27 protein-coding genes and 1 pseudogene are annotated in these 26952 nt (G+C 73.6%); 15 read left to right on the plus strand and 13 right to left on the minus strand.

Going from position 1 to position 26952, the window contains the following annotated elements:
* Positions 1-81: 81 nt before the first annotated feature.
* The 4 genes and pseudogenes from ACFXHB_RS36855 to ACFXHB_RS36870 form a co-directional block, all read right to left on the minus strand.
* Positions 82-1257, minus strand: a complete 1176-nt coding sequence (locus ACFXHB_RS36855) for a hypothetical protein (RefSeq protein WP_380580082.1) — start codon at positions 1255-1257, stop codon at positions 82-84.
* A 112-nt stretch (positions 1258-1369) separates the two neighbouring features.
* Positions 1370-1909: pseudogene (locus tag ACFXHB_RS36860) on the minus strand (NAD-dependent DNA ligase LigA); the annotation flags it as partial.
* 194 nt (positions 1910-2103) lie between these two features.
* On the minus strand, positions 2104-2742 hold the full coding sequence (locus ACFXHB_RS36865) for a ScbR family autoregulator-binding transcription factor (RefSeq protein ID WP_380580084.1): 639 nt from the start codon (positions 2740-2742) through the stop codon (positions 2104-2106).
* A 481-nt stretch (positions 2743-3223) separates the two neighbouring features.
* Positions 3224-3898 (minus strand): ScbR family autoregulator-binding transcription factor, encoded by a 675-nt coding sequence (locus tag ACFXHB_RS36870; protein ID WP_380580086.1) that lies wholly within the window; start codon positions 3896-3898, stop codon positions 3224-3226.
* A 679-nt stretch (positions 3899-4577) separates the two neighbouring features.
* On the opposite strand from ACFXHB_RS36870, the gene ACFXHB_RS36875 reads away from it, so the two are divergent.
* From ACFXHB_RS36875 to ACFXHB_RS36885, 3 genes are all read left to right on the plus strand, one after another.
* Entirely contained in the window at positions 4578-5135 is a 558-nt protein-coding gene (locus ACFXHB_RS36875) for a YceI family protein (RefSeq protein ID WP_380580088.1), read from the plus strand.
* Between the two features lie 310 nt (positions 5136-5445).
* Positions 5446-5919 (plus strand): ArsR/SmtB family transcription factor, encoded by a 474-nt coding sequence (locus ACFXHB_RS36880; protein ID WP_380580090.1) that lies wholly within the window; start codon positions 5446-5448, stop codon positions 5917-5919.
* Complete coding sequence (locus ACFXHB_RS36885; RefSeq protein WP_380580092.1) at positions 5916-6440, plus strand: SRPBCC family protein; 525 nt, start codon at positions 5916-5918, stop codon at positions 6438-6440. Before ACFXHB_RS36880 ends, ACFXHB_RS36885 begins: the two co-directional genes overlap by 4 nt.
* 81 nt (positions 6441-6521) lie before the next feature.
* On the opposite strand, the gene ACFXHB_RS36890 is transcribed toward ACFXHB_RS36885, so the two are convergent.
* On the minus strand, positions 6522-6926 hold the full coding sequence (locus ACFXHB_RS36890; protein ID WP_380580094.1) for a RidA family protein: 405 nt from the start codon (positions 6924-6926) through the stop codon (positions 6522-6524).
* 275 nt (positions 6927-7201) lie between these two features.
* On the opposite strand from ACFXHB_RS36890, the gene ACFXHB_RS36895 reads away from it, so the two are divergent.
* Complete coding sequence (locus ACFXHB_RS36895) at positions 7202-7807, plus strand: C40 family peptidase (RefSeq protein WP_380580096.1); 606 nt, start codon at positions 7202-7204, stop codon at positions 7805-7807.
* 153 nt (positions 7808-7960) lie between these two features.
* Here ACFXHB_RS36895 and thrS read toward each other — a convergent pair whose 3' ends face one another.
* The 6 genes from thrS to ACFXHB_RS36925 all read right to left on the minus strand — a co-directional run bounded on the left by thrS (position 7961) and on the right by ACFXHB_RS36925 (position 15123).
* Positions 7961-9298: a threonine--tRNA ligase gene (gene thrS / locus ACFXHB_RS36900; RefSeq protein ID WP_380580098.1), complete on the minus strand. Its 1338-nt coding sequence runs from the start codon at positions 9296-9298 to the stop codon at positions 7961-7963.
* Between the two features lie 222 nt (positions 9299-9520).
* Positions 9521-10243 carry a leucine-rich repeat domain-containing protein gene (locus ACFXHB_RS36905; protein WP_380580100.1) on the minus strand — a complete coding sequence of 241 codons (723 nt, stop codon included), beginning with the start codon at positions 10241-10243 and terminating at the stop codon, positions 9521-9523.
* Between the two features lie 51 nt (positions 10244-10294).
* Positions 10295-10930 carry a TetR/AcrR family transcriptional regulator gene (locus ACFXHB_RS36910; RefSeq protein ID WP_380580102.1) on the minus strand — a complete coding sequence of 212 codons (636 nt, stop codon included), beginning with the start codon at positions 10928-10930 and terminating at the stop codon, positions 10295-10297.
* Positions 10931-10939: 9 nt separating this feature from the next.
* Positions 10940-11839: a PhzF family phenazine biosynthesis protein gene (locus ACFXHB_RS36915; protein WP_380580104.1), complete on the minus strand. Its 900-nt coding sequence runs from the start codon at positions 11837-11839 to the stop codon at positions 10940-10942.
* Between the two features lie 160 nt (positions 11840-11999).
* A complete protein-coding gene (gene lpdA / locus ACFXHB_RS36920; RefSeq protein WP_380580106.1) occupies positions 12000-13406 on the minus strand; it encodes a dihydrolipoyl dehydrogenase in 1407 nt (468 codons plus the stop codon).
* A 211-nt stretch (positions 13407-13617) separates the two neighbouring features.
* On the minus strand, positions 13618-15123 hold the full coding sequence (locus ACFXHB_RS36925) for a M28 family metallopeptidase (protein ID WP_380580146.1): 1506 nt from the start codon (positions 15121-15123) through the stop codon (positions 13618-13620).
* A gap of 228 nt (positions 15124-15351) precedes the next feature.
* Between ACFXHB_RS36925 and ACFXHB_RS36930 the strand changes: the two genes are divergently transcribed.
* From ACFXHB_RS36930 to ACFXHB_RS36940, 3 genes are all read left to right on the plus strand, one after another.
* Positions 15352-15528 carry an antitoxin gene (locus ACFXHB_RS36930; protein ID WP_380580108.1) on the plus strand — a complete coding sequence of 59 codons (177 nt, stop codon included), beginning with the start codon at positions 15352-15354 and terminating at the stop codon, positions 15526-15528.
* A gap of 317 nt (positions 15529-15845) precedes the next feature.
* Entirely contained in the window at positions 15846-16331 is a 486-nt protein-coding gene (locus ACFXHB_RS36935) for a cation:proton antiporter regulatory subunit (RefSeq protein ID WP_380580109.1), read from the plus strand.
* A gap of 4 nt (positions 16332-16335) precedes the next feature.
* Positions 16336-17640 (plus strand): cation:proton antiporter, encoded by a 1305-nt coding sequence (locus tag ACFXHB_RS36940; protein ID WP_380580111.1) that lies wholly within the window; start codon positions 16336-16338, stop codon positions 17638-17640.
* Positions 17641-17658: 18 nt separating this feature from the next.
* Here ACFXHB_RS36940 and ACFXHB_RS36945 read toward each other — a convergent pair whose 3' ends face one another.
* Positions 17659-17868, minus strand: a complete 210-nt coding sequence (locus tag ACFXHB_RS36945; protein WP_380580114.1) for a hypothetical protein — start codon at positions 17866-17868, stop codon at positions 17659-17661.
* A 74-nt stretch (positions 17869-17942) separates the two neighbouring features.
* Here ACFXHB_RS36945 and ACFXHB_RS36950 point away from each other — a divergent pair, with 74 nt between their 5' ends.
* Both ACFXHB_RS36950 and ACFXHB_RS36955 read left to right on the plus strand, forming a co-directional pair.
* Positions 17943-18527: a TetR/AcrR family transcriptional regulator gene (locus ACFXHB_RS36950; RefSeq protein ID WP_380580116.1), complete on the plus strand. Its 585-nt coding sequence runs from the start codon at positions 17943-17945 to the stop codon at positions 18525-18527.
* Between the two features lie 174 nt (positions 18528-18701).
* On the plus strand, positions 18702-19727 hold the full coding sequence (locus ACFXHB_RS36955) for a DUF2332 domain-containing protein (protein ID WP_380580118.1): 1026 nt from the start codon (positions 18702-18704) through the stop codon (positions 19725-19727).
* A 187-nt stretch (positions 19728-19914) separates the two neighbouring features.
* Here ACFXHB_RS36955 and ACFXHB_RS36960 read toward each other — a convergent pair whose 3' ends face one another.
* Positions 19915-21336, minus strand: a complete 1422-nt coding sequence (locus ACFXHB_RS36960; RefSeq protein WP_380580120.1) for an MATE family efflux transporter — start codon at positions 21334-21336, stop codon at positions 19915-19917.
* Between the two features lie 135 nt (positions 21337-21471).
* Between ACFXHB_RS36960 and ACFXHB_RS36965 the strand changes: the two genes are divergently transcribed.
* The 6 genes from ACFXHB_RS36965 to ACFXHB_RS36990 all read left to right on the plus strand — a co-directional run bounded on the left by ACFXHB_RS36965 (position 21472) and on the right by ACFXHB_RS36990 (position 26875).
* On the plus strand, positions 21472-22011 hold the full coding sequence (locus ACFXHB_RS36965) for a PadR family transcriptional regulator (RefSeq protein WP_380580122.1): 540 nt from the start codon (positions 21472-21474) through the stop codon (positions 22009-22011).
* Between the two features lie 179 nt (positions 22012-22190).
* The gene (locus ACFXHB_RS36970; RefSeq protein ID WP_380580124.1) at positions 22191-23108 is read left to right on the plus strand and encodes a class I SAM-dependent methyltransferase; all 918 of its coding nucleotides are present in this window, start codon (positions 22191-22193) and stop codon (positions 23106-23108) included.
* Positions 23109-23195: 87 nt separating this feature from the next.
* Complete coding sequence (locus ACFXHB_RS36975; protein ID WP_380580126.1) at positions 23196-23819, plus strand: phosphatase PAP2 family protein; 624 nt, start codon at positions 23196-23198, stop codon at positions 23817-23819.
* A gap of 114 nt (positions 23820-23933) precedes the next feature.
* Positions 23934-24944 (plus strand): acyltransferase domain-containing protein, encoded by a 1011-nt coding sequence (locus ACFXHB_RS36980; protein WP_380580128.1) that lies wholly within the window; start codon positions 23934-23936, stop codon positions 24942-24944.
* A gap of 666 nt (positions 24945-25610) precedes the next feature.
* Positions 25611-26495: an oxaloacetate decarboxylase gene (locus ACFXHB_RS36985; RefSeq protein ID WP_380580130.1), complete on the plus strand. Its 885-nt coding sequence runs from the start codon at positions 25611-25613 to the stop codon at positions 26493-26495.
* Complete coding sequence (locus tag ACFXHB_RS36990; RefSeq protein WP_380580132.1) at positions 26492-26875, plus strand: hypothetical protein; 384 nt, start codon at positions 26492-26494, stop codon at positions 26873-26875. The genes ACFXHB_RS36985 and ACFXHB_RS36990 overlap by 4 nt, the downstream gene beginning before the upstream one ends.
* Positions 26876-26952 lie beyond the last annotated feature (77 nt).

A 26952-nucleotide genomic window follows, 5' to 3' on the forward strand; every position in this document is an offset into this window, starting at 1 on the left:
ACAGTAGAAACACCACACGGCCCGAGGCAACTCACAAACCCCAAGGCCACAGCCTCACTTGGGGCTAATCACACACGGGAACTAAGCGGAGACAATGTGTCGCAGGTCGTGCCAGCGCCAGCGTCGAGCCGGCAGCAGTGGCGTGGTCTCGTCAGCGAGCGCGTTCATGCGCGTCCAGGCTCGGTGGCGGTAGCCCTTCCAGGCATCCGCCCCCGGCATCAGACCGCCTCGGCAGACGAACAAGGTCAGGGCCTCCAGACCGAACTCGCCCTCGAAGACGGTGATCCGCCGGATCTTGGCGTCCATGGCCGACATCTCGAACTCGCGGACGGCCCCGTCCAGGATGCCCCGCACCCGGCCGCCAGCGACGTCGACGTCGCTGACCACGAACAGGTCGCGGGCCTTGCGCTCCAGTCCTCGGGCGGCTTTGCGGACGATGTCCGGGCGCTCGAGCATGCAGAAAAGGTCAGCAGACCCGACGGCGTCCTCGGGGACGTAGATGGGGCGCGCTTTGGCGTACTTCGCGCAGGCTTGGACGGTGAACTCCGATGCCCCGCCCGGTATTCCGGGCCACAGACCCATCTCGGGAAGGAGGACCGTGGCCCACTCCCGCCACCGTGTCCCCGACCCCAGGGCGATGTCGGCGCCGGCTCGATCGCGCAGAGGGGACCACCCTCGGAAGGTTGGACTGATCTGAGCGTTGGGCAGTTGCCCGCCCAGTCCCACGTCTCGGAGGTACCGGTACTGCTCGAACGTCAGGTGTCGGATATCCATGCCCGAGCGGACTCGTGGCGCCAATGCGTTGCGTCCCCGTGCGGCCAGCCTGGCCGGGCGGTGTGTCAAGATCTTTCGGTCGACGAGGAAGCCGTAGAAGTCGTCAAGGACGAACGACTCGCGGCTCCAGACCGACCCGCCGACCGGCTTCTTCTGCCGTTGGGTCCGATGGCCGCGGTATGAGACGAGATCGGACTCGGTCGCTGACAACACATCGCTGTCCAGACCGGCCAAGTGGTCGTTCAGTCGGCCGATCACCCGCCCGTAGTCCTTCAGCGTGGTCATATCCAGCAAGGCCGTCGAGAGGTATCCGCCGAACTCGCACAGAGGAGGGACCGGCATCTGTGTCTCCTCGTCGAGGTACACCGGCGTCCCGTCGAGAACGCCCCGCCGCTTCAACAGCGCGGCCACCTCCACCGCGGAGATCACTTCACTGTCCAGGTGCTTCTCCAGCAGCCCGGACTGCACAAAGGCAAGGTCCACTCTCGCTCCTCCCCAGGGGCCTGAGAGGAACTCCCGTCAGCTCACCTGTCTCGTACAACCACAACGAGTCGAGACTGAACCACACATCTCATGAGACAGATTTGAACAGCGGAAAGAACTCCTGGGTGAGCAGGACTTCGCCGCGCAGCTCGATGTCCAGCGGTTCGGTGAGCCGGGCGGGCAGCCCGAGCACCGCGTCGGCGGCGTGGGTGATGTCCTCACCGGCGAGGCCGTCGCCGCGGGTCAGCACGCGGGTGAGCCGCCCGGACCGGTAGCGGGCGGCGATCGCCAGGCCGTCCAGCTTCGGCTCGACGCACCAGCCGGCCACCGGGCGGCCCAGGCGCCGCTCCAGGCCCTCCGCCCAGGCGGCCAGCTCCTCGGCGGAGAAGACGTTGTCGAGCGAGAGCATCGGCACCGAGTGCGGGACGTCCCCGACCACCGCACCGCCGGCCACCTTGCCGGTCGGGGAGTCCGGGAGCACCTCCTGCGGGTGCGCGCGCTCGTACACCTCGATGGCGCGTACCAGGGCGTCGTACTCGTCGTCGCCGAGCGGGGTGGCGCCGTCGGCGTAGTACGCCGCGGCGGCCCGTACGGCGTCGGCGACGGCGTCGGCGTAGGCGTCCGGAGAGGCCAGGGCAACGGGAGAGGCCATGGTGGCTGCGTCCTTCATACCGCCATCATGGCTCCGGGCACTGACATCCGGTCGCCGGCGCGGGGCCCCGGGCCCGGCCGGCGCCGGGACGTCCGGCACCCGGGCCGGCCGGACCGCTCAGGAGCCCCCGGGCCCGCGCCGGGATCCGCCGCGGGCCGGCGGTCGGCCGGTCCCGAAACCCGCCGGGCCGACGCTCAGCCGGCCGGTGGCGCCACCGTACGGTAGGAGTAGACCGCTTCCGAGGGCACCAGGCAGGGCAGCAGCCAGTCCCAGAACGACTGCAGGCGGTCGGCCAGCTCCTTCCGGTCGCGCGTGGCGCCGCCCAGCACCTCCAGCCCGCACGCGGCGGCGATCAGCAGGGACTCCGGCCCCACTCCGCCCGAGCGGTCGCGCAGCTCGCCGGCCCGGCGGGCGCCGGCCAGCAGCTCCCGGACGGCGCCCGCCCAGACCCCCTGGAAACCCCGGACGCCGGCGACCGGCCCGGCCCCGCCCTGCCAGGCCCCCTCCTCGCGGCCCAGCCGGAACGCCGCCCGGACCACCGCGTCCGACTCCAACGCCGTCACCAGCCAGTACCCGGCGTCGATCAGTGCCTGCACCGACGAGGACTCCGCCCGCAGCGCGCAGCAGGCGGTCCGCAGCGCCCGCTCGGCGTGCTCGACCACCGCCCGCGCCAGCTCCTCCTTCGAGCTGAAGTGGAAGTACAGCGCGCCCTTCGTCACCCCCGCCGCCGCGGCGATGTCCGCGAGTGTCGCGCCCGCGTAGCCGGACCGGTCGAACAGTTCCGCTCCCGCCGCTACCAGACGCCCGCGCGTCCGCTCCGATCTCTCCTGCACCAACCGGCCCTCCACTCCTCACGCCCGCATCTCGCCGGGGCCGGCACGGCGGCCCGTGCCGTTCTTCACCCGCTCCGCAGGAGGCCGGCACGGTCCGCGCCGGACCGCTGCCGGCCCTCCGGTGGAACACGCGTCCCCCCGGGGCCCCCGGCCGGCACCCACCGATCGGTCGAACTCCCGCGCGTCGACGATGCCGTGACTGATGGTCACCAGGTAACCCCTCCGGTGATCTGCCGACGCATCCTTGGCACATTGGTTTGCGGGGACGGCCCGGTCCGACGGGCGGGGCGATCCGCGCACACCGCCTCGGCGCCGTGCCACGCGCCGTGCCCGGATGGGCCCGCCGGCGCCGAAGCCACCTGGATTCGCCGAAAACGGGACGCGCGGTTTGGTCGATCCCAAACCGGACGGGCTGTTCGGTTTGCCCGCCGGTTCGTTCCAGCGGCCTCCGGACCCGAAGGCCGGCGGTGCGAGCGAGGAGTCAGCGGGCGGGGGAACCGGCCGGCGTCGGCCCGCCCTCGGCCCGGTCGGCGGCGGCGCGGGCCGCGGCCACCTCGGCGACCACTCGCGCGCCACGGCCCGCGTCCATCTCCAAGGAGGCCAGCACACCCGGCACCGCGACGCTCGGCAGGACGTGCTGGAAGAGGCCCGCGACCCGCCGTTCCAGGTCCGCGCGACCGGAGAGCTTCTGCGACTGGATCTGCACCCCGGCCCAAGCCGCCGTCACCAGCCAGGCCGTATCGGCCGGCACCACATGGGGCAGCAGTTCGCCGCGCCTCCCCGCAGCCGCCAGGAGCGCCTCGAACCTGGCGATCCACCCGGGGACGGCGCCCCCGCCCAGCTCCCCGATGCCGTCCTGGCCCAACGACAGCCGGGCGCCCGCGCTCAGCAGCGTGTCACGCGGCATCAGATGCGCCACCACCATGCCGGTGTCGACGAACTCCTGGATCTTGCAAGCACGTTCCGGCACCGAATCCTGGGCGAACTGCTCCTCCACCACCCCTTGCGCGAGATCCCGCTTGGACGCGAAGTGGAAGTAGACCGCCCCGCGGGTGACGCCGGCGCGGGCCACCACCTCGCCGATCGTCGCCGCCTCGTACCCGCATTCGTCGAACACCGATGCCGCCGCCTCCAGAATCAACCGGCGCGTCCGCACCGCCCGCTCCTGCCGCACCACACGACCACCCCGCCCACCGCGCCGCTTGAACAAAACCAGACAGCCCGTATCTTAACCGGCACTGATTAACCGACCGAATCCGCTGTTTCGTACATCACGGTGATCAGGTGAGGGGGTAACGAACCGACCATGCGGTTTTGTCGTGCCCGTCGAAGGCGGTGGAAGGTGACCACGCCGACGTCCTCGTCGGTGTTCAGGACCTCGGGCCCCTACCGGGCGGCGGAGCGGGCACGACCGGCCGAGCCGGCCGCACGGAAGGAAGCGGTGGAACCGGACGGCGTCCACCGGAACGGCGCCTACGGGAACGGCGTCGCGGGAGCCGCGTTCAGGGCATCGTCGACGCGCTTCCAGAACGCCTGGAACTGCGGGTTCCCGTCCCCGGTGCTCTCCCGATACGCGACAGCGACCACCGGGAGGGCCGGTCGGGCGGTGGCGGCGTCGGTGAGCGGCCGCCCATGAGGCTCCGCGCCAGACTCCGCGCGCAGGAGGTGACGTCGACTGGTCCGGTCGGGTGAACCACCGCGTGCGGCACCGGGAGGGAGCGCCTAACGTGGCCCGGGGCACCCCGCCCGGCCTGCCGTCTCCCCCCGGACGGGCGCGGCCGGCGGCGCGGGCTCCGCACCTCCGGCTCCGCCTCCGTCCCCCCTCAGGAGATCCCGTGACCACGACGACCCCGCTGTCCGATCTCACCGGCGACTACGTCCTGGACCCGACGCACACCCGGATCGGCTTCGTCGCACGCCACGCCATGGTGACCAAGGTGCGTGGCGCCTTCCACACCTTCGAAGGCGGCGCCCACCTCGATGGCGCCGACCCGAGCCGCTCCACCGCACAGGTGTCGATCAGCGCCGAGAGCATCGACACCGGCAACGAGCAGCGCGACGGCCACCTGCGCACCAACGACTTCCTCGACGCGCCGACCCACCCGAAGATCACCTTCACCTCGACGGGCGTCGAGCAGCGGAGCGACAGCGAGTACCGGGTCAGCGGCGATCTGACCATCAAGGGCACCACCCGCCCGATCACCATCGACTTCGAGTACACCGGCAACGCCCGTGACCCCTACGGCAACCTCCGGGTCGGCCTGGAGGGATCGGTCACCATCAGCCGGAAGGACTACGGCATCACCTGGAACGCCGCCCTCGAAGGCGGTGGCGTCCTGGTCGGCGACAAGGTCGTGCTGGAGTTCGACATCTCCGCGATCAAGCAGGAGTGACAACCGGACGGACCTACCCCGGTCGGGCACCCCGGAGGGCCCGCGGCGCACACACCCGCCGCGGGCCCTCCGCCGTTTCCACCCCCTCCCCGGGCGGCGCCCCGCTCCCAGCCGGCCGCTCCGCACGCCGCGCGGACACCGACCCGCGGCCGACGCCCCGCCGAGGACCTCGGGGGCACCCCGGGTGCGCGGCCCCGACACCCGGCGGCGGACGCCGCCCAGGGAATTCAACCAACCGGTTGAGCAATGGCGCAGGGGGGCGTAGCCTCGTACTCAACCAAACGGTTGCGAAAGAATGCGGAGGTGCGCGGTGGCCACCGACCCGTTGTCGAGGGCGTTCGTCGCCCTGGCCGACCCGACCAGGCGCGACATCGTCGCCCGACTCTCCGTCCGGGACGCGGGCGTCGGCGAACTCGCGGAGTCCTACGCCATGTCGATGCAGGCGGTCTCCAAGCACCTCAAGGTGCTGGAGGAGGCCGGGCTGGTGAGCCGCAGCCGCGATGCCCAGCGCCGGCCCTGCCACCTCGAACCCGAGGTGCTCGACCTGATGACGGTCTGGATCGAGCGGTACCGCCGACAGGCCGAGGAGCGCTTCGGCCGCCTGGATGCCGTCCTCGCCGCGATGGACGGCGACCCCGACGACGGCGGCGAGCCCGACGACGGCGGGCCCGACGGCGAGCCCGCGGCGACCGTCGCACCACCGACGCCCACCGAACAGGTCCGAACCGGACACCACGCATCCGGACCGGCCGAATCAGGACCGCACGAAGGAGCGACGTCATGACCTCCACCCACGACCGCCGGACCACGATCGAAGCGGATCCGGCCCTGCCCGTCATCCGCATCGTCCGCGAGTTCGACGCCCCGCCGGCCCGGGTGTTCCGCGCCTGGACCGATCCCGAGCTGGTGACGCGGTGGCTCGGTCCCAAGGACCGGGTCATGAAGATCGACGTCTGGGACGCCCGCACCGGTGGCAGCTACCGCTACTCCGCCCTGGCCACGGACGGGGGCGCTGACGGGGAGGGGAACGGACCGGCGGGCGAGGTGATCGCCTCGTTCTACGGCTCGTTCCACGAGCTGCGCCCGGACAGCCGCATCGTCCAGACCTTCACCTTCGAGGGCGTGCCGGACGGCGTCTCGCTGGAGACGGTGCGCTTCGAAGCGGTCGGCGAAGGCCGCACCCGGGTCAGCTCGCTCTCGCTCGTCGACAGCCTGGCCACCCGCGACGCGATCATGGCCGGCGGGATGGACCGCGGCGTGATCGAGGGCTACCAACAGCTCGACGCCCTCCTCGCCGCGCACTGACCCACCCGGCACTGACCCGCCCGGCGCCGACCCACCCGGAACCGGCCCGACCCATCGTGAACCGGCCCGCCGGGGCGGCGCTCAGGAGAGCACGGCGACCGCCTCCACCTCGACGAGCTGGTCGTCGTAGCCGAGGACGGTGACGCCGAGCAGGGTGCTCGGCACGTCGTGAGCCCCCAGGTAGGAGCGGTAGACCTCCCACGCCTGCACCAAGTCCTCCTGCCGGGAGGAGGCGACGTACACGGTGGTGCGGACGAGGTCGGTCAGCGCGGCGCCCTCGTCCTCCAGGACGGTGATCAGATTGCGCATCACCTGGTGTGTCTGGCCCGCGAAGTCGCCCACCGCGACCGTCCGGCCCTCGCCGTCGAGCGGGCAGGCCCCCGCCAGCCAGAGCGAGCGGACCGGCGCGTCCACGGATGCGGCGTAGGCGTAGTCCACCGCCTGGGTGAGCCGGTTGTTGCGGATCAGCCGGACCGTACCGCTCATCACAGCTCCGAGGGTCGAACGGGTGCGTCCGCCCCATCGTCGACGTGCTCCTGATCGTGCGTCAAACCATTTGAGCCGTCGCCGTTCCGCAGCACGGCCGCACCTCGGCCGGGCCGTCCGCCCTGCTCCGCGCCCCCGGACTCCCGCGCCCCCGGACTCCCGCACTCCCGCACTCCCGGTTCACCGTTGTGGGTGATGGCGTGACGCACCGCCGGGCCCGATCCTGGTGGTCCGCGGAGACGGGGCAGTGACGAGAGAGACGACGAGGTCCCACCATGGCGCTTCACCTGTCGGACCGGGGTACCGGCCGCCGCCGGCTCCTGGGGCTGGCGCTGGGCGCGAGCGTCGTACCGGCGCTGGCGACCGCCGCGGCGCGGGCGACGCCGGCCCCACCGCCCACCGCGGTACCGGCGGCCACCCTGGGCCGCCGGGTCGCCGAGGTCGCGGCCGACCAGCTCGGCGTGCCGTACGCCTGGGGCGGCGGCGACCGGCTGGGCGCGAGCATCGGGTTCTGCGACGAGGAGAACGGCTACCTGGACGGCCGGTGCCTGGGCGAGGACACCGTCGGCTTCGACTGCAGCGGGCTGGCCCTCCACTGCTGGTACCGGGCCAGCGGCGGCACCGTCGACCTCGCCCACTACACCGTCGCGCAGTACCACCGCTCCGCACCGGTCGCCCGGCCCGAGCTGCTCCCCGGCGATCTGCTCTTCTTCTCGCGCCCGGACGCTCCGCTGCACCACGTCGGCGTCTACGCGGGCGACGGTGCGATGATCCACGCGGAGCGGACCGGGACCCTGGTCGCCAGGCTCCCGGGCGTCCTCGACGAGCCCCGCTGGGCGGCCGAGTTCGCCGGAGCCCGCCGCCCGCTGCCGCTCGGCTGACCGACCGCCACCGCCGGCCGGGTGCGGAGTGGGCCCGGCGGGTCCTGCTGGACGCGCCGCAGCAGCTCGTGCGGGGTGCGGCGCTCCCGCGCAGTGACCCGGCCCGGCCCCCGGACGCCCCCCGACCAGGCCGTCCGGGGGCGTCCGGGCCACTCACTCCCCCGCCGGCGGGGCCTCCCACAGCTCCGGGCTGAACGCCCCGACCAGGGCGCCGATCCGGGCCAGCGCCTCTCCGGCCGGCATCGGGCCGAGCCTGCGCCCGTCGCGCAGCCGCAGGGCCACCCGCTCGTCCGCCGCCTCCTTCGGCCCGATCACCGCCTGGTACGGGACCAGCCGGGCCGCCCTGATCCGCGCGCCCAGGCTGCCGTGTTCGGGGCCGACGAGTTCGGCCCGGAGCCCTTGGTCCAGGCAGCGCTGCCGCAGTCGCCCGGCCTGCGCCACCTCCCCCTCGGAGACGGGCAGCAGGACCAGCTGGGTCGGTGCCAGCCAGGCCGGGAACGCGCCGCCGTACAGTTCGATCAGGTGGGCGACGACCCGCTCGACGCTGCCGATGACACCGCGGTGCACCATCACCGGCCGGTGCTTGGCCCCGTCGGCGCCGATGTAGTGCAGACCGAACCGCTCGGGCTGGTGGAAGTCGATCTGGACGGTGGAGAGGGTGGACTCGCGCCCGGCGCCGTCGGCGATCTGGACGTCGATCTTCGGACCGTAGAACGCCGCCTCCCCCTCGGCCGCCTCGAACGGCACCCCGGAGCGCTCCAGCACATCGGTCAGCAGCGCGGTGGCCCGCTCCCAGAGGGCCGGGTCGGCCACGTACTTCCCGCCCTCGCCGGGCAGCGAGAGCCGGTAGCGGACCGGCCGGATCCCGAGCGCGCGGTGCGCCTCGCGGATCAGCTCCAACGCGGCCACCGCCTCGTCGGCCGCCTGCTCGGGGGTGCAGAAGATGTGCGCGTCGTTCAGCTGGATGGCCCGGACCCTGGTCAGCCCGCCCAGCACACCGGACAGCTCGGACCGGTACATCCCGCCCAGCTCCGCCATCCGCAGCGGGAGTTCGCGGTAACTGCGGGCGCGGGAACGGTAGATCAGGGCGTGGTGCGGGCAGAGGCTGGGGCGCAGCACGACCTGCTCGGCCCCCAGGTCCATCGGCGGGAACATGTCGTCCCGGTAGTGCGACCAGTGGCCGGAGATCTCGTACAGCTCCCGTTTGCCGAGCACCGGCGAGTACACGTGGCGGTAGCCGGCCCGTTGTTCGCGCCCGCGGACGAACTCCTCCAGGGCGTGCCGGACGGCGGCGCCGTCGGGCAGCCAGTACGGGAGGCCGGCGCCCATCAGCGGGTCGGTGTCGAAGAGGTCGAGTTCGCGGCCGAGGCGGCGGTGGTCGTGCATGGTGGTGGTCTCCACTCGGGTTTGCGGGCGGGGGCCCTGCGGGGAGGGATCCGCGGGCGGTGCTCCGCGGGGCGAGTGGACCGGTACGACGAAGCCCCGGGGCACTCGCCCCGGGGCTTCGGACCAGATCAGCAGTCAGCGCACCGGGACTCTCTCCGGCGTCGTCAGGACGGCTGCAGCGCGCTTCATGTCCCTCACGGTAGCAGGGCGGTACGGCGCGCGACGAGCGCTTTTCCGCAGCTCACCGACGACCGCCGCCGGCACCCCGCGGCGGAGCGGGCGATCGCGGCCCGGCCCGGCCCGGCGCCGGACATTCCGGCACGGCGCTCAGTGCAGTACGACGCAGCCGCGCTCCGCGAGGGTGGCGAGCAGCCGGGCCGACGGCGCGATGTCGTTCCACCGCAGGTCGAGCTTCTCCAGTGCGGGCAGCTCCGCCAGCCAGTCCGGCAGTGCGGTGATCCGGTTGCTCCGCAGGTCGAGGCGGCGCAGCAGGGGCAGTTCGGCCAGTACGGGCGGGATCTCGGTGAGGGCGTTGTCGCGCAGTTCGAGCTCGCGCAGCTGGGTGAGCCGGGCGGTGGACACCGGCAGTCCGGTCAACGCGTTGCCGCGCAGCCAGAGTTCGCGAAGGGCGCCGAGCCGGCCGAGGGTGTCGGGCAGCCGGGTGAGCAGGTTGTGCTGCGCCCGCAGCTCCACCAGGGCGGTCATCCCGCCGAGCGCCGGCGGGAGTTCGTCGATCCGGTTCTCACCGATGTTGAGGTAGCGCAGCGCGGTGAGCCGGCCGAGGGCGTCCGGCAGCCGGGTGAGCGCGTTGTCGTGCAGGTAGAGGAAGTCGCGCAGCCCGGTGAGTGCGCCGAGTTCCTCGGGCACGGCGGTGAGCGCGTTGTGTCCGAGGTCGAGGGTGCGCAGTCCTCGCAACCGCCCGATCCCGGGCGGCAGTTCCTCCAGACCGGTGTCGGCGAGGATGAGGACCGTCAGGTCGGTGCGGTCCCAGACGGAGTCGGGCACCGAAGCGAGCGGCTGCCGCCAGAGGTTGAGGGTGGTGTCGGTCACCCGGGCATTCTCCTCCCGCCGCCGTGGTGCGGTGCCACCCGCGCCCCGCCGTCAGGGGTTGACGCGGGCGAGGCGGCGGGTCATCTGCTCGACGGTGTCGGTGGGGGGCCAGGGGAAGTCGGGGAGGTCGGCGCGGAGGGTGACCTGGCCGTGGAGGGCCGTCCAGACGGTCACCGCGTCGGCGAAGGGGTCGGTACTGGACGAGCGCCCGGCCCGCACGCGGGCGTCGAGGTTGTCGACGAGGAGCTGGAAGGCGTCGAGCCCCTCGCGGCCGGGTTCGTCGGCGGCGGGGGCCTCGGGCGTGGGCCGGGCCCAGCCGAGGAGGACGCGGTAGCGGGCCGGCTCGCGGACGCCGAAGTCGACGTCGGCGGCGCAGCCCGCGAGCAGCGCTTCGACGGGGTCGTGGTGCGCCGCGACGGCGGCGGCGATGGCCTGGTGGAGTCGGGCGACCGCCTCGACGGCGACCGCTTCGACGACGGCGTCCCGGTCGGGGAAGTGCGCGTAGATCGAGGGGGCGGCGATGCCGACCTCACGGGCCACCGAGCGCGGCGTGACGGACTGCTCGGAGCCGGTCCGCACGATGAGGGCGGTCGCCGCCCGGATGATCTCCTCACGCAGCAGCAGGCAGGTCGGGCCGACGACGGCCGCGTTCCCACCGAGGGGGGACCGCGGCCGTCGCGGGCGCACGGGCCCGGACTACCGGCGCAGGGCCCGGACCGCCGGGCGCACGGCCCGACTCCCGGGCATCGCCGGCCCGGCCGGACCGGGCTGGACGTGCAGGGTGCCGTCCAGGACGGTCACCGCGCCTCCCGTGAGGTGGACGCGCTCGCCGTGCAGGGCGGTCCGGACCAGGCCGGTGCGGGCGGACACCTGGAGTCCGGCGAGCCGGTCGCGACCCAGGCGGGCCGACCAGTACGGGGCGAGCGCGGTGTGGGCGCTGCCCGTGACCGGGTCCTCCGGGATACCGCGGGCCGGTGCGAAGAAGCGGGAGACGAAGTCGTAGCCGGCGTCGTCCCGGGCCGCGGACGCGGTGACGATGACGCCCCGCAGGCCCTCGCGGAGCGTCAACGCCGCCACCGCCGCCAGGTCGGGGGCGAGCGCCCGCACCGTCGCCTCGTCCGACAGGACGACCAGCAGGTCACCGAGCGGGTCGGTGCGCCGGGTCGACCCGGGCTCGACCCCCAGCGCCTCGGCCAGTCCCTCCGGGGCCGGGGCCTCGGTGCCCGGTGCGGCCGGGAAGTCCAGGGTGATGTCACCGGTGGCATCGGTGTGGGTGACGAGGACGCCGTGGTGGCGGCTGCGGAACCGCACGGTGCCGAGGATCCCGCGCTCGGTGCGGAGCGCGTGCGCCGTGGCCAGGGTGGCGTGGCCGCACAGGGTGGCCTCGATGGTCGGGGTGAACCAGCGGATGGCCCAGTCGGCCTCGTCGTCGTCGGCGAGCGGGAGGGCGAACGCCGTCTCGGAGTGGTTCAGTTCGGCGGCCAGCTGCCGCATCCAGATGTCGTCCGGCCACTCCCCGGCGGGCAGCAGGCACACGCCGGCCGGGTTCCCGGCGAACGGACGGTCGGTGAAGGCGTCGACCAGGTGGATTCGCATGCCGGGACGGTAGCGGCGGCTCCGCCGGGCCCGCCATGGCCAATCGGGGGCGACTGGACTGGTCCCGACGCGGGGCGGGCGCGCGTACCCGGCCGGGCGCCGGGACGGACACGCGCACGCCGGGCGGGCGGCGGGACCGTCCGCCCGGCGTGCGCCCGCGTCACATGTTGATCATGTGCCCGGCCAGGCCGTGGATGGCCTCCTTGACCGCCTCGCCCAGGGTCGGGTGGGCGTGCACGTTGCGGGCCAGCTCGTGCACCGTGAGGTCCCACTGCTGGGCCAGGGTCAGCTCCGGCAGCAGCTCGGTGACCTCGGGGCCGATCAGGTGGGCGCCCAGCAGCTCGCCGTGGGTGCCGTCGCTGATGACCTTGACGAAGCCGATCGGGTGGCCGAGGCCGTGCGCCTTGCCGTTGGCGGTGAACGGGAACTTGGCGACCTTGACGTCGTAGCCCAGCTCACGGGCCTGCGCCTCGGTGTAGCCGAAGCTGGCGATCTGCGGCTGGCAGTAGGTGGCGCGGGGGATCATCGCGAAGTCGAGCTCCATGGTCTCCGCCCCGCCGATGGTCTCGGCGGCGATCACGCCCATCGACTCGGCCGCGTGGGCCAGCATCAGCTTGGCCGTGACGTCGCCGATCGCGAAGATGTGGTCGACGCTGGTGCGGCCCCGGCCGTCGATGTCGATCGCACCCCGGTCGGTGAGCTTCACCCCGGTGTTCTCCAGGCCGTAGCCGTTCACCCGGGGCGCGAAGCCGATCGCCTGGAGCACCTTGTCGGCCTCCAGCACCTGCTGCTGACCGTCGCGGGTGACGGTGACCTTGACCTTGGCGGCCGGGTCGCTGTCGTCGATCGACTCCACCCGGGTCGAGGTGAGCACCTCGATGCCGAGCTTGCGGTACTGCTTGCCGAGCTCGGCGGAGACCTCGGCGTCCTCCAGCGGCACCATCCGGTCGAGGAACTCGACGATGGTGACCTTCACGCCGTAGTTGTGCAGCACGTACGCGAACTCGACGCCGATCGCGCCGGCGCCCGCGATGATGATGCTGCCCGGCAGCTCCTCGGTGAGGATCTGCTCCTCGTAGGTGACCACGCGCTCGCTGAGGCTGGTACCGGGGAGCAGCCGGGTGGTGGCGCCGGCCGCGATGACGCAGTGGTCGAAGGTGACCACCTCGAAACCGCCGCCGGTCAGCGCCACCTGGAGGGTGCGGTCGTCGACGAAGGTGCCCCGGCCGTCGTACTCGGTGATGCCGTTCTTCTTCATCAGGTAGTGGACGCCCTTGACCCGGCCGTCGGCGACGGTCCGGCTGCGGCGGAACGCGGCGCCGAAGTCGAACCTCACCCGGCCCTCGACCTCGATGCCGAAGGTCTTGGCCTCCTTGGTGAAGATGTGCGCCAGCTCGGCGTTGCGCAGCAGTGCCTTGGAGGGGATGCAACCGACGTTGAGGCAGACCCCGCCCCAGTACTTGGCCTCGATGACGGCGGTCCGCAGACCCAGCTGGGAGGCACGGACAGCGGCGGTGTAGCCGCCGGGGCCCGCGCCGAGGACGACGACGTCGTAATGCGTGCTCATGATGCTGACTCCTCCGAGGGTGTCACGGTGACGTGATCTCGGTGCCATGGTGTCAGGAGCCCGGACGACGCACTCATCGGCCCCGGCCGATCGGCCCCCGACCGCCGGACGGGTGACCGGGTGCGGCACGGCGGACCGGCCCTCCCGGCGCGGCGAGCGGCGCGCGCCGGGTGACGTCCGGGGCCCCGCCCGTCGGCGGGGCCCCGGACGGTCAGGCCGAGACCTCGTGGGCGTGGCCCTCCTGGAGGCCCCCGCCGCTGCCGGCCTGGCCGTCGGTGTGCTGCGGCGTCACCGGCGCGTGCAGCGAGGAGAGGTCCCAGGCGTAGGTGCCGACGGAGTCGGCGATCACGTCGATGTTGACGTCGAAGGCCTTGAGGTCGAGGTTGCCCAGGTTGTCGCAGGCCTTGTGGTAGCACTTGTCGAAGGCGACCCCGGCGGTGCCGCCGTAACGGGCCGCCTGCGCCGCGGACTTGATCACCTCGGCACCGGTGTCGGTACCGCCGGCCGGGATGCCGGCGTCGATGAACGGGCCGTAGTCGGACCGGCCGGTGAAGTCGGTGCCCTCGTGCGGCAGGCCGCGGCGGTCCAGGTAGTCGGTGATGCGCCGCTCCAGCTGCGCCGAGCCGTCCGGGCCGGGGCCGGAGCCGACGTGGTCGGAGTCGTCGCCGTCGTAGACGAACTGGGCGGAGTTGGGCGAGGCGATCATGTCGAAGTTGAGGTAGAGCTTGATCTTCTTCTGCTCGGCCGGGGAGAGCGACGCCACGTACGCCTCGGAGCCCTTGAGACCGAACTCCTCGGCGGACCACCAGGCGAACCGGACCTTGTTCTTCACCGGCCGGGTGCCGAGGTTCTTCGCCACCTCCAGGACGCCCGCCGAGCCGGAGCCGTTGTCGTTGATGCCCGGACCCGCCACCACGGAGTCGAGGTGGGAGCCGATCACGACGGTGTTCTCCGGGTCGCCGCCGCGGGTCTCGGCGATGACGTTCCAGGTCTTGCGCTTCTCCATGAAGGTGCGGATGTCCAGACCGACGGTGACCGGGCCGGCCGCGGCCTTGGCGACCAGCGCCTCGCCGGCCGCCCTGCCGATCCCACCGGTCGGGACCCGGCCGGCCGTCGGCTCCCCGAGCGTGCCGTTGAGGTCGCCGTCGGTGTTGTTGTACACGATCGCGCCGAGCGCGCCCGCGTCCGCCGCCGCGGCCGCCTTGACGGCGAAGCTGCAGCCGCCGCGCTTGATCAGCGCGATCCGGCCGGTGAACGCCCCGGCCGCGTAGTCGCCCGCCTCGCAGCCGGTGGTGGCGTCCGCCGGGACGACCGCGAGCGGGGCCGTCAGGCCGCCTTCGGGGCCGCCGACGGAGTACGTCATGGCGATCACCGGCACGTCCTCGGCCTGCGGGGACACCACGGTCAGCCGCTGCGCGAGCGCCTGGAAGAAGGTGTACTCGAACTCCTGCTTGGACACCTTCAGTCCGGCCCGGCGGGCCTGGTCGTAGACGTAACGGGCCGACTCGTCGTGGCCGCGCGATCCCGCCACCCGGTTGCCGCCGTTGCGGTCGGCGATGCGCTGCAGCGCCACCAGCGTCCGGTGGGCGCTGTCGGCGCTGCTCTCCTCGACGAGCCGGGCGGCCAGCCTGGCGCCCTTGCGACCCGGGTCCGGATCGGCCGAGGCGCTCCCGGCACCGACCAGCAGCAGCGGGGTCACCAGGGCCGCCACCGCCAACGCGGAACTCGCGACCCGGCGGGTCCGGGCTGTCCCCGGGCGAGGTGCGGCGGTCGGGCGGCGGGTCCGAGCGTTCACGGCAAGTCCTTCCGAGAGTCCATGGAGATCCCGATTTGACATGCTCGGCGCCACATTTCCAACCCTGACGCGAAAGCTGACCGGATGCGGACATCCGGCGGCGCGGTGATGCTGGAGGGGTGGGGCCGTCTCATCCGGGAGTGTGACCGAATGTCCATGATCGACAAGATCAAGCAGATGCTGAAGGGCCACGAGGACCAGGCCGACAAGGCCGTCGACAAGGCGGGTGACGCCGTCGACCAACGCACCCAGGGCAAGTACGGCGGCCACGTCGACACGGCTCAGGAGAAGGCCAAGGAGCAGTTCCGCGACCAGCCGCCGCAGTAGGCCGGCGGCGACGCCGCCCGGCCACCCCTGAACCCGGTACCCCGGTGCGGTGTGCGCGACCACGCGTACACCGCACCGGGGTACCGCACGTCCGCCCCCGGTGACCGCTCCCCGGGCACGCTCCGGACAGCACCGGGACCCCTCCCACCAGGAGGGCTTTACATACTTATTACTATTGGCACGGTAGCGCTTCCGCGTGTCGCACGCGGTGCGGCGGCCGGTTCCCCCGTCGGGGCCACCGGCCGCCCACCGGGCCGGCCCTGTTCCGGCGGACGTCGCGCACGCCAGCGGGAAGCCCTGACGAGAGGACAGCCGCCGTGTCGATCCCCCGTGTCCGGACCACTCCCCTGCCCGGCGTCGGCGTCCAGTACGACCTCACCACCCGAGAACAGCGGCACCTGTCCGTCATCGCCCACCGGGACGGCTCACGCAGCCTCAACGTCTACCGCTCGGACGACCCCGACGCCTGCGCCCAGGCGTTCCGGCTGACGGCCGAGGAGTCCACCGCCCTGGTCAACGCCCTGACGCCCGCTCACCACAACCCGGGCCTGCTGCACACCACCGACCTGGGTCTGGTCGCCGAACGCCTCCCCGTCGAGGGCACCTCGCACTGGAACGGCCGACTGCTCGGGGAGACCCGGATGCGCACCGCGACCGGCGCCTCGATCGTCGCCGTGCTGCGCCGCACCGGCGCCGTCCCCTCCCCCGCCCCCGACTTCCGGCTGGCCGGCGGGGACATCCTGATCGTCATCGGCACCCGCGAGGGCGTCGACGCCGCCGCCGCGATCCTGGGCAGGGAGTGATCGGATGCACACCGCGACCGTCTTCATCGAGCTCGGCTCGGTCATCCTGGTGCTCGGCCTGCTCGGCCGCATCGCCGGCCGGTACGGGTTCTCGCCCATCCCGCTCTACCTGCTCGGCGGACTGGCCTTCGGCAAGGGCGGACTGCTGCCGCTCAGCGCCAGTGAGGAGTTCGTCGCCACCGGCGCCGAGATCGGCGTCGTCCTGCTGCTGCTGATGCTGGGTCTGGAGTACACCGCCGCCGACCTGGTGACCAACCTCAAGGCGCAGTACCCGGCCGGCGCCGTCGACTTCCTGCTCAACGCGCTGCCCGGCGCGGCGGCCGCGCTGCTCCTCGGCTGGGGCCCGGTCGCCGCCGTGGTACTGGCCGGCGTCACCTGGATATCGTCCTCCGGGGTCATCGCCAAGGTGCTCGGCGATCTCGGCCGGCTCGGCAACCGGGAGACCCCGGTGATCCTCAGCATCCTGGTGCTGGAGGACCTCGCGATGGCCGTCTACCTGCCGATCCTGACCGCGCTGCTGGCCGGCGCCGGGCTGCTGGCCGGATCGATCACCCTCGCCATCGCGCTCGCCACCGCGGGCGCCGTGCTCTTCGTCGCGCTCCGCTACGGCCGGGTGATCTCGAAGTTCGTCTCGCACGACGATCCGGAGAAGCTGCTGCTGGTCGTCCTCGGGCTCACCCTGCTGGTCGCCGGCCTGGCGCAGCAGCTCCAGGTGTCGGCGGCGGTCGGGGCCTTCCTGGTCGGCATCGCCCTCTCCGGTGAGGCCGCCGAGGGCGCGCACACCCTGCTCAGCCCACTGCGGGACCTCTTCGCGGCGGTCTTCTTCGTCTTCTTCGGGCTCAGCACCGACCCCACCAGCATCCCGCCCGTCCTGCTGCCCGCCCTGCTGCTGGCCCTGGTCACCACGCTCACCAAGGTGGCCACCGGGTACTGGGCCGCCCGGCGGGCCGGGATCGCCGTACGCGGCCGCTGGCGGGCCGGCGGCGCGCTGGTCTCGCGCGGGGAGTTCTCGATCGTCATCGCCGGCCTGGCCGTCACCGCCGGCATCGAACCTGAGCTCGGACCGTTCGCCACCGCGTACGTGCTGATCCTGGTGGTCACCGGACCGCTCGCCGCCCGGTACACCCAGCCCGCGGTGGAGCGGCTCGGGGCGCTGCGCGAGCGCCGGCGGGGGCCCTGGGCTCCCGCCGACCCGGCGGTGCCGGCCGCCGAACGGCTGCCCGCCGCCGCGCCGGAGGGCGGTGCCGCGGACGGCGCCGCGCCGGACGGGGTCACCCAGGGGGAGCCGGCCGGCGGGCTTCCGCGCTGAGCACGGCCCCGGGGCGGGTCAGTCGAACCGATCCGCCCCGGGGTCCCCGTTCGTCCCCGTCGTCGCGTCGGGCCGGGCTCCCGCCGCCACGCCGGGCTCGGGCGGGGTGCCGGGCTCGGGCGGGGCGTCGCAGTTCGCACAGGTCCACGGCCCGAGCCGTTCGCGCACCCGCCCGCACTCCGGGCAGACCAGGTCCAGCCAACAGGCCGGTTCGCCGCCTTCGTCCATGCCGCCGATTCTGCCCGGCCCACCCCCTCAGGGGCGAGTAGACACTGTCTACTCGCCCCTGGTAGACAGGGCCCATGAACGATCAGGACACGGGGCTGCGCGCCCGACTGGTGGCGGCCGGCGTCCACCTGGTGACCGACCAGGGCGTCCACGCGCTCTCGCTGCGCGAGATCGCCCGCCACGCCGGGGTCTCGCACGGCGCGCCCCGCCGCTACTTCGCCACCCACGTCGAGCTGCTGTCCGCCATCGCCCGGCACGGCTTCGACGAACTCGCCGCCGCCCTGGCCGCCGCGGACGACACCGCCGGCACCGACCCGCGCGACCGGCTCGCCGCGCTGGCCCGCCGCTACCTCGACTACGCGGCCGACCGGCCCGGCATGTTCGAGCTGATGTTCCGCCACGACCTGCTGGAAGGCAGCGGGATCGGCCTGCGGCAGACCAGCCTCCCGCTCTTCGAGACCTTCGCCCGACTGGTCGCCCAGGTCCGGACACCGAGCGGCGAACACCCCGCGGCCGTCGCCGGAGCCCTCTGGGCCAACCTGCACGGCCTCGCCCAACTCCGCGCCTGGGGCAGCCTGCGGCTCGCCACCGGCGGCGACGACATCGAGCCGCTGCTGCACGCCGCCCTGGCCGCCCACCTCGGCCCGGCGGCCCGGTGACCACCTCCGCGCGGCGGCATCCCGCCGGCGCGGCCCCGGCCGCAGCCGGTTCGTCGGTCGCGCGGGACGGGGGTGTGGTGGTCGAGGGTGCCGGGGCTCACACCGAGCAGGCGCGCGATCGAGGGGATCGAGTACCCGACGTCGGGGAGAGTACTCGGCAAGGAGGACAGGAACATGAGCAACGAGTCGAGCACTGCCCCGGACCGGGACAGCGGGTTACGGACGATCGCGGATGAGTACCGGCTCTTCGCCGGACACCAGGCGAAGGGACACTCACCTCTCTACGAGGAGTTGAGCCTTGCCGTCGCCACGGACGAACGACTCCTCGCCCTGTTGCGCGCGCTTCCCCCGATCAAGCGTCAGCCCAACCTGCTGCTGGCCGTGGCCCGGCACCTGGGCGCACCCCTCGACCCGCACGGATTCCCGTCCTGGGTGGTGACGCGCTGGGACCGGGTGAGCTCGCTCATGCTCTCGCGGCTGACGCAGACCAACGAGAGCGCGCGGTGTGCCACCCTGCTGCCGCTGCTCGCCGCACTGCCGCAGCCGCTGGCCCTGATCGAGGTCGGAGCCTCGGCCGGGCTCTGCCTCTACCCGGACCGATATCGCTACCGCTACGACCATGACGACGTGTGGGGAGCTGCCGGGAGCCCCGTCACCCTGCCCTGCCGCACCACCGGGCCGGTGCCCGTGCCACGTCGGCTGCCCGAGGTCGTCCGGCGGGCCGGGGTCGACCTCAACCCGCTCGACCCGTCCGACCCCGAGGACGCCGGCTGGCTGGAGAGCCTGGTCTGGCCGGAGCAGACCGAGCGCCTGGAGCGGCTGCGCGGCGCCCTGGAGGTGGCCCGTTCCGAACCCGCGCACGTGATCCGCGGCGATCTGAACGAGGCGGTGAGCCGCCTGGTGGCCCAGGCTCCCGAGGGGTCCACACCCGTGGTCTTCCACAGTGCGGTCCTGGCCTACCTCTCCCCGGAGGCACGCCTGCGGTTCGCGCGGACGGTGCGGGACCTGCCGTGCCGCTGGATCTCCAACGAGGCGCCCGGCGTCCTCCCCGGACTGCTCGACCTCCTGCCCGAACCGGTCCCGAGCGACCGCGCCGCGTTCGTCCTCGCCCTCGACGAGCGCCCGGTCGCGTTCACCGGCCCGCACGGCGAGCGTCTCGACTGGTTCGCCGGGGCCGAACCGGCGCGCTCCGCCGGATAGGGGGCCCGCGCCAGTCGGTCGCACAGGTCCGTCCGGTCGTTCGCGGTGACCGCGACCGGCGTGCGGGGCCGGTGTTCCTCCGGCCGCCTTCGGGGCGGTGACGGTCACCGGCACCGCCGTTGTCGTCCGCGATGGCCCGGCGGCGGACGCGGGTGTCGCCGCGGGCCTCCGGCAGGCCGCGATGACCTCATTCCACCGGCGCCGACCGCCGGGTGGACCGGGCCGGCTTCCCCGGTTCCCCCGGCTCGACGGCTCCGACGGGTGCGACGGGTGCGACGGGTCCGACCGCCACGTCGACCGGACCGGCCGCCGCTTCGGCCGGACCAGCCGGTCGGCGGCGCACCGCCAACAGCCGCATCAGCCCGAGCTGGACCACCGCACCCAGCGCCATGCCGGCCCAGAGGCCGTCCACCCCGAACGGGCCCGACAGGACCACGCCGGCCGCGAGTTGGGCGGCGAGCCCGAGCAGCACGGCCACCACCAGCGGGCGCCCCGCGCCGGTCGCCTGGAGCACGCCGCCGAGCGCGACCACCAGGGCGTACGGCAGCAGGTAGAACCCGGTCATCCGCAGGAAGCCGACGGACTGGGCGGCCACCGCCCGGTCCTCGGTGAACAGCGCGGTGACCGGTACCGCCAGCGCCGCACAGAGCACGGCGGCGCCCGCGCCGAGCGCCCCGGCCAGCCGGGCGGTGTCGCGCCCCAGGGTGCGCAGCCCGGCCGCGTCCCCCGCGCCGGTGAGCCGGGCCGCCTCGATGGCGGCCGCCTGCCGGACGGCGTAGAAGGCCATGGTCACGACCATCAGCACGCGGTACCCGACCCCGTAACCGGCGACCGCCGGGACGCCGAAGGCCGCGACCAGGCCGAGCTGCGCCGTGCCGACGCCCATCCGGGCGGTGAAGTCGAAGCCGAACGGGGCCCCGGCGGCGACGATCCGACGGGCCTCCGTCAGGAGTCCGCCGGCCGGGGCGGCGAGCCGGTGCCGCCGCCGGAGCAGCACCGTGACGGCGAGGGTGACGGCGCGCGCGACGGTCAGGGCGAGCGCCGCGCCCGTCACGCCGAGGGCCGGGAACGGGCCGGGGCCGAAGATCAGCAACGGGTCCAGGACGAGCAGCAGGGCGTTGCTCACCAGGGCGAGCCGCATCGGCGTCCGGGTGTCACCGACGCCCTTGAAGAGCTCGTCGGCCACCCGCTGGCCGAAGAAGAGCCCGAACGCGGGGAAGGCCACCGCGAAGTAGTCCGCGGCGAGCCCGGCGGCGGGGCCGTCCAGGAAGGCCTCCGCGATCGCCTCGCGCAACAGGAAGCCCGGCACGGCGAGCAAGAGGCTGCCGCAGGCCCAGAGCCGCCAGGCCGCTCGCGCGGTGCGGCCGGCCGCCGACGGGTCCGCCGCGCCCACGGCGTGCGAGATCCGCAGGGTGGTGCCGGAAGCGACCACCAGGACCAGGCCGAGCAGGAGGTTCTCGACGGTGCCCGCGAGGGTGACGGCGGCGACGGCGTCCGCGCCGAGCCGGCCCGCCCAGAACGTCCCGATGGCGGTGGCGACCACCCCGGACAGGAGTCCGGCGTAGACCGGGCCCGCCAGCCCGAGCAGCCTCGACAGGTGTCCTCGCATACGTGCTCCCCCGAATTCCGCGGCCCGGTCGGCCGCCGCGCGCTATCACGAAGAGAGATACATCGATTCGATGCACCTCGGCAAGAGGTAGCATGACGGCCGGACAGAGCGTGCGACGACGGAAGGGCTGCACCGGTGCTCACCCTCGCGATCCTCGGCTTCCTGTACGACGAACCGCTGCACGGCTACGAGTTGAAGTCCCGGATCACCGGCCTGACCGGCCACGACCGACCCGTCAGCGACGGCGCGCTCTACCCCGCCATCGCCCGTCTGGAGAAGGCCGGACTGCTGGCGCGCCACCACGAACCGGGCAGCGGCGCCGTACCGAGGCAGGTCCTGCGGCTCACCGCCGACGGCCGGGCCGAACTGGAGCGCCGCCTGGCCGACCCGGCCGAGGTCGAGATCTCCGACCAGATCCGCTTCTTCACCGTGGCGACCTTCCTCGACCGCCTCGCCGACCCCGTCGCGCAGGCCGCGGTCCTGCGGCGCCGGCTGGCCTTCCTGGAGGCACCGAGCAGCTTCTTCTACGACGCGGGGGGCCGGCCGGTCACGGCCGAGCAGGAGCCCAACCCGTTCCGACGGGGCATGCTGCTGGTCGCCCGCGCGTCCGGCGCCGCCGAGCGGGCCTGGCTGGCCGAGACGATCGCCGACCTGGAGCGCGGCCGGGTCTCCTGAGGCCGGCCGGGCGGGCCCGGGGCCGGCCGGCACCGAGGCCTCCGGTGGCCGGCCGACCACCGGTCCGAACGGGCCCGTCGCATCCCGTTCCGGGCCCGGCGCGGGGCGGCGGAGTCGTCGCTATGATGTTCCGCCCCACACCGTGGCGCCGTCGCGGGGCGCACCGTACGCGCCGCGTCGTGCCCGCACCCCTGGAGGCCACCGTGCCCACTGCCGACACCGGAACCGCCCACCCGCGGGCGCTGACGCGGGACGGCATCCCCGGGTGGTTCTTCAAGCTCGACCAGGAGGCCTTCACCCACTTCCTCACCGGTCAGAGCGCCGCCGGCCACACCGGTGACATCCTCGAACTGGGCAGCTACCTCGGCCGGAGCGCCGTCCTGCTCGGCGATCAGCTCCGGCCCGGCGAGCAGCTGACCGTCTGCGACCTGTTCGACTCCGAGGCGGTCGACGCCGACAACGCCGCCGAGATGACGATGTCCTACCGCAGGACCCTGACCAGGAGCGCCTTCGAGGCCAACTACCTCACGTTTCACCCGCGGCTGCCGGTCATCGTGCAGGCCCCCACCTCGGTGCTGGCCGACCGCCGGATCCCGGACGGCAGCTGCCGCTTCGTCCACATCGACGCCTCGCACCTCTACGAACACGTCGCCGGGGACATCGAGGTGGCCCGGGCGGCGCTGAACGAGAACGGGCTGGTCGCGCTCGACGACTACCGTTCGGAGCACACCCCCGGCGTCTCGGCGGCGGTCTGGGAGGCCGTGTTCACCGGCGGCCTGCGGCCCGTGCTGCTCACCCCGATGAAGTTCTACGGCACCTGGGGCGATGCCGAGGCGCTGCGAACGCTGCTGCTCACCCGGGACTGGCGGGCCGACGGCTACACGGTGGACGAGGACTCCATCGCCGGCGCGCGGGTGGTGCGGCTGAACCACGCGGTCGGACCGGGCTCGACGCCGCCGCACCGCTCGGCCCCGCGCCGTCTGGCGCTGGACCTGCTGCCGCCGGTCGCCACCCGTGCGACCAGACGGCTCCTGCGGGCGCTGCGCGGGCGCCGGGCCGGCCGCCCGGTGGTCCGGAGCGGCCGATCAGCGGCCTGACCGGGCTGCCGGGCCGGGCGGGGCGGGTCGGTAGGCTGTCGCGATGCACCGGACCACCACTGCGCCGACCCGCTCCGAGCCGCCCGGATGAGCGCCTTCGTGCCGCCCGAGCCGCCGGCCTTCGCCGCCGCCTCGCCGCGCGAGCGGATCGCACGGGTCATCACCGAATCCCTGGCTCCCGCGCATCTGGTCGTCGCCCTGCTCCTGCTCGTCGGCGCGCACAGCACCGAGGGCTGGTCGGGGGCGGGCTGGGGCCTGCTCGCGGCACTGTTCTGCGGGGTGGTGCCGATCGGCATCATCGCCCTCGGGGTACGACGCGGCACGCTGACCGACAAGCACATCCGGGTCCGCCGCCAACGCGTGGTCCCGATGGCCGCCAGTCTGCTGTCGGTGGTGGCGGGAGTGACGCTGCTCTACACGCTGGGCGCTCCGGCGCCGGTCGGCGCGCTGGTCGTCGCGATGCTGGCCGGCCTGGTGTCGGCGCTGGCCGTCACGGTCCGGTGGCAGATCTCCCTGCACAACGCCGTGGCCGGGGGCGCCGCGATGATCCTGGTGCTGGCGTTCGGCCCGACGGCGCTGCCGGTGGCGGCGGCCGCACCGGTGGCGGTCGGCTGGTCGCGGCTGGTGCTGAAGGCCCACACGCCCGCGCAGGTGCTCGCCGGCACGGCGCTCGGCGGCGTCTGCGCGCTGGTGTTCGCCCTGCTGCGCTGAGCCCCGCGCCCCGGCCGTGCCTTCTCGGTTCTCCGCTCTCCGCTCGCGGTGCCCCTGCGGTCGCCCGATAGGGTCGGCGGGTCGCTGCCGGGCCGGGCCTTGAGGAGAGTCTCGTTGGAGCCGTTCACGCTGCCGGACACGGAGCAGCTGCCCGAGGTGCTGCTCGAACTCGCCGTCCCGTTCGAGGAGGTGAACGCCGTCCTCGCCGCACGCACCGCACTGGCCCGGGACCGCGGGCTGCGGTCCGCGTTCGACGAGGCCCTGCGCGAGCAGGCGGCGGCGATCGGGACGGTCGGACGGCCCTCCGGTCTCGGCGGCGGCCGACCGGCGGGGTTCGAGGCCGCCGGACACCTCCTGACCCTGCTCTTCGTCGCCCTCGCCCCGCACACCCGCGCCTACCACCGCGCCCTCGGCATCAGCCCGGCGGTGAGCCGCACCACCCTGGCCGATCTCGGCCGGCAACTGGCGGTGAGCCGTTGGCGCGGCCACCCCGACGGGCTCGGCAACCCCTCCTGGCTGACCCTGCACTTCCGCGGCGAGCTGTACCAGCTCGGGCGCCTCCAGTTCCAACGCAAGCGGCTCACCGGCCCGGACGCCTCGGCGGCCGCCGCGGCCGGCTTCGGCCCGTGGTGCCTCCAGCTCCACATCCCCGACCACTGCGGCCCGCTCTCCCCCGAGGCCTGCGACCGCGCGCTCGCCCGGGCCCGCGGCTTCTTCGCCCGGCACTTCCCGACCGAGCCGTACCCGGCGGCCTGCGTCTTCTCCTGGCTGCTGGACCCTCAACTCCGCCGCTACCTGCCGGCGGAGTCCAACATCATCCGCTTCCAGCGGCGGTTCACCCCGCTGCGCCCACCCGGCGAGCCGGAGGACGACAACCCGCTGCGCTACGTCTTCGGCGACACCGACCGCCCGCTCGACACCCTGCCCCGGGACACCCCGCTCCAGCGCGCCCTGGTCGACCACCTGCGCGCGGGCGACCACTGGTACGTCGGCGGCGGATGGCTGTGGCTCGACGAGGACGGCGACCGACGGGGCCGGGCCACGACTCCCCTCGGGCCGGGCCGCGCACCTGGTCACGGCGGACGGGAGCGGCCGTCGGAGGCCGAGCCTCCGGCATCGGAGTGATCGCCTGAACGGGCTTCTCCGGGCGGGAGGGCCGTCGCACCCGGCCCGCTCGCGATGCGCCGAGCGGATCGCCGGGCGGATCGTGGACCGGACCGTGGACCGGATCGTGGACCGGATCGCCGGGCGGCACCCGTCGCGTCCCGAGCGACCCGACGGCTTCGGCAGGGCCTGGGAGTTGGGGTTCCCGTAGGACCGAACCGCTCGGGGTCGGTCCCGTCCACCGGGTGGACACCACCCGGCCGGTCGCCCTCCCGGCGCCGGCGTCGGCCCTCGGCGCCGCCCGCCGACCGATGGGCGAAGGCGGCGATGCCGGCCCGTGGCCGATGAGGGGCCGACCCTCGGAGCGGCCCTCAGGCCGGCACCCGGCGGGCGGCCCCGCCGGCGCGAAGCGTGGGTCGGTCCATGCCGGTGGCGTGGCCCGCCCTCCTCGGCCATTCATATGCCCTTCCTATTGATATGAATGCCTATCACTCGCACGAGGGAACTTCTCTTAAAGATTTGCCCACGGAACATTAAAGGTCGCATAGTGAGAACGCCTCATTTGGTTCTAGCAATAGCCAAGTTCAGGCAAAGTTCCGTGCGCTTCGCGTTCGGGTGGCGGCCCGCTGTCGGCCGGCTCGACCACCCCCCGCGCGGCGCCCCACCTCGGCAAGTGAGGAGAGAGCAGTGCTTCACGGAGACACGGCACCGGGCTACGGCCGGCGCCTTCGCGAGGAGATCGCGACCCAGGGGACGACCCCGCTCATCGGCGTCTACGACATGTACTCGGCGTCGATCGCGGCCGAGCACTACAACGGGATGTTCGTCTCGGGCTTCGGCTTCGCGGCGTCCTACTACGGTCTGCCCGACATCGGCTTCATCGCCTGGCCGGACATGGTGGCCTTCGTCGAGCGCCTGCGCGGGGCGTTCCCCCAGCAGCACCTGCTGGTCGACATCGACGACGGGTACGTCGATCCGGAGGTGGCCTGCCATGTGGTGCGCAGGCTGGAGCGGATCGGTGCCTCCGGCGTCATCCTGGAGGACCAGAAGCGCCCGCGCCGCTGCGGCCACGCCGACGGCAAGCAGGTGCTGCCGCTGGAGGAGTACCTGGAGAAGCTCGACCAGGTCCTCGCCGCCCGGACCGACCTCGTGGTGGTGGCCCGGACGGACGCCACCGAGGAGAGCGACATCCTGCGGCGGGCCGAGGCGCTCGCCGCCACCGAGGCCGACGTCGTCCTGGTGGACGGGGTGCGCAGCGAGGAGTGGATCCGGCGGATCCGGCGGGTGGTGGGCGACAAGCCGCTGCTGTTCAACCAGATCGCCGGCGGCAAGTCCCCCCGGCTCTCGCTGTCCGAGCTCGGTGAGCTCGGCGTGGACGTCGCCATCTACAGCACGCCGTGCCTGTTCGCCGCGCACCGGGCGATGGACGAGGCGCTGGCTGGGCTGAAGGTCGCGGACGGCCGGCTGCCGGCTCCCGCCGAGGAGAGCCCGCAGATCGGCGTCCGGGAGTCCACCGAACTGCTGGAGCGGAACATCGCCCACCCGCGCCGGCGCGAGGCGGTGCGGGCGTGACGTCCGTACCGGGCGGCCCGGCGTCGGGCCGGGCACCGGGTGGCGTGGCGCCGCTCGGCCCGACGCCGCGGGCCCTGGCGCCAGGGCCCGCGGTCCGGTGGCGCCTGGTCAGCGCCGGGCTGCTGGGCGGCTGGGTCGTGCTCGGTGCGGCCGCCTCGCCCGCGACGGCGGGCGGCAGCCTGATCACAGTGATCGACAACTCGCACGCGGACTCGCTGGTGAGTACGGACTCGCTCCTGGAGATCGACAAAGCGGGCAACGTCCAGACCGGTCAGGGCACCGCCGGCAGCGACCACGGCCCTGCCAATGCGCTGGTGGGCGCGCTGGTGGGGAGCGCTCCGGTCAGCGCGGTCGACACCTCGGCGGGGAGCGGCGAATGAGCGGCGGGCTCCGGCACCGGGCTCCCGGCCCACGGCCCGGTGCCCGTGATCCCGGTCCTCCGGAGCCGGAGGCACCG

The sequence above is a fragment of the Kitasatospora sp. NPDC059327 genome, assembly GCF_042752535.1.
GTDB lineage: Bacteria > Actinomycetota > Actinomycetes > Streptomycetales > Streptomycetaceae > Kitasatospora.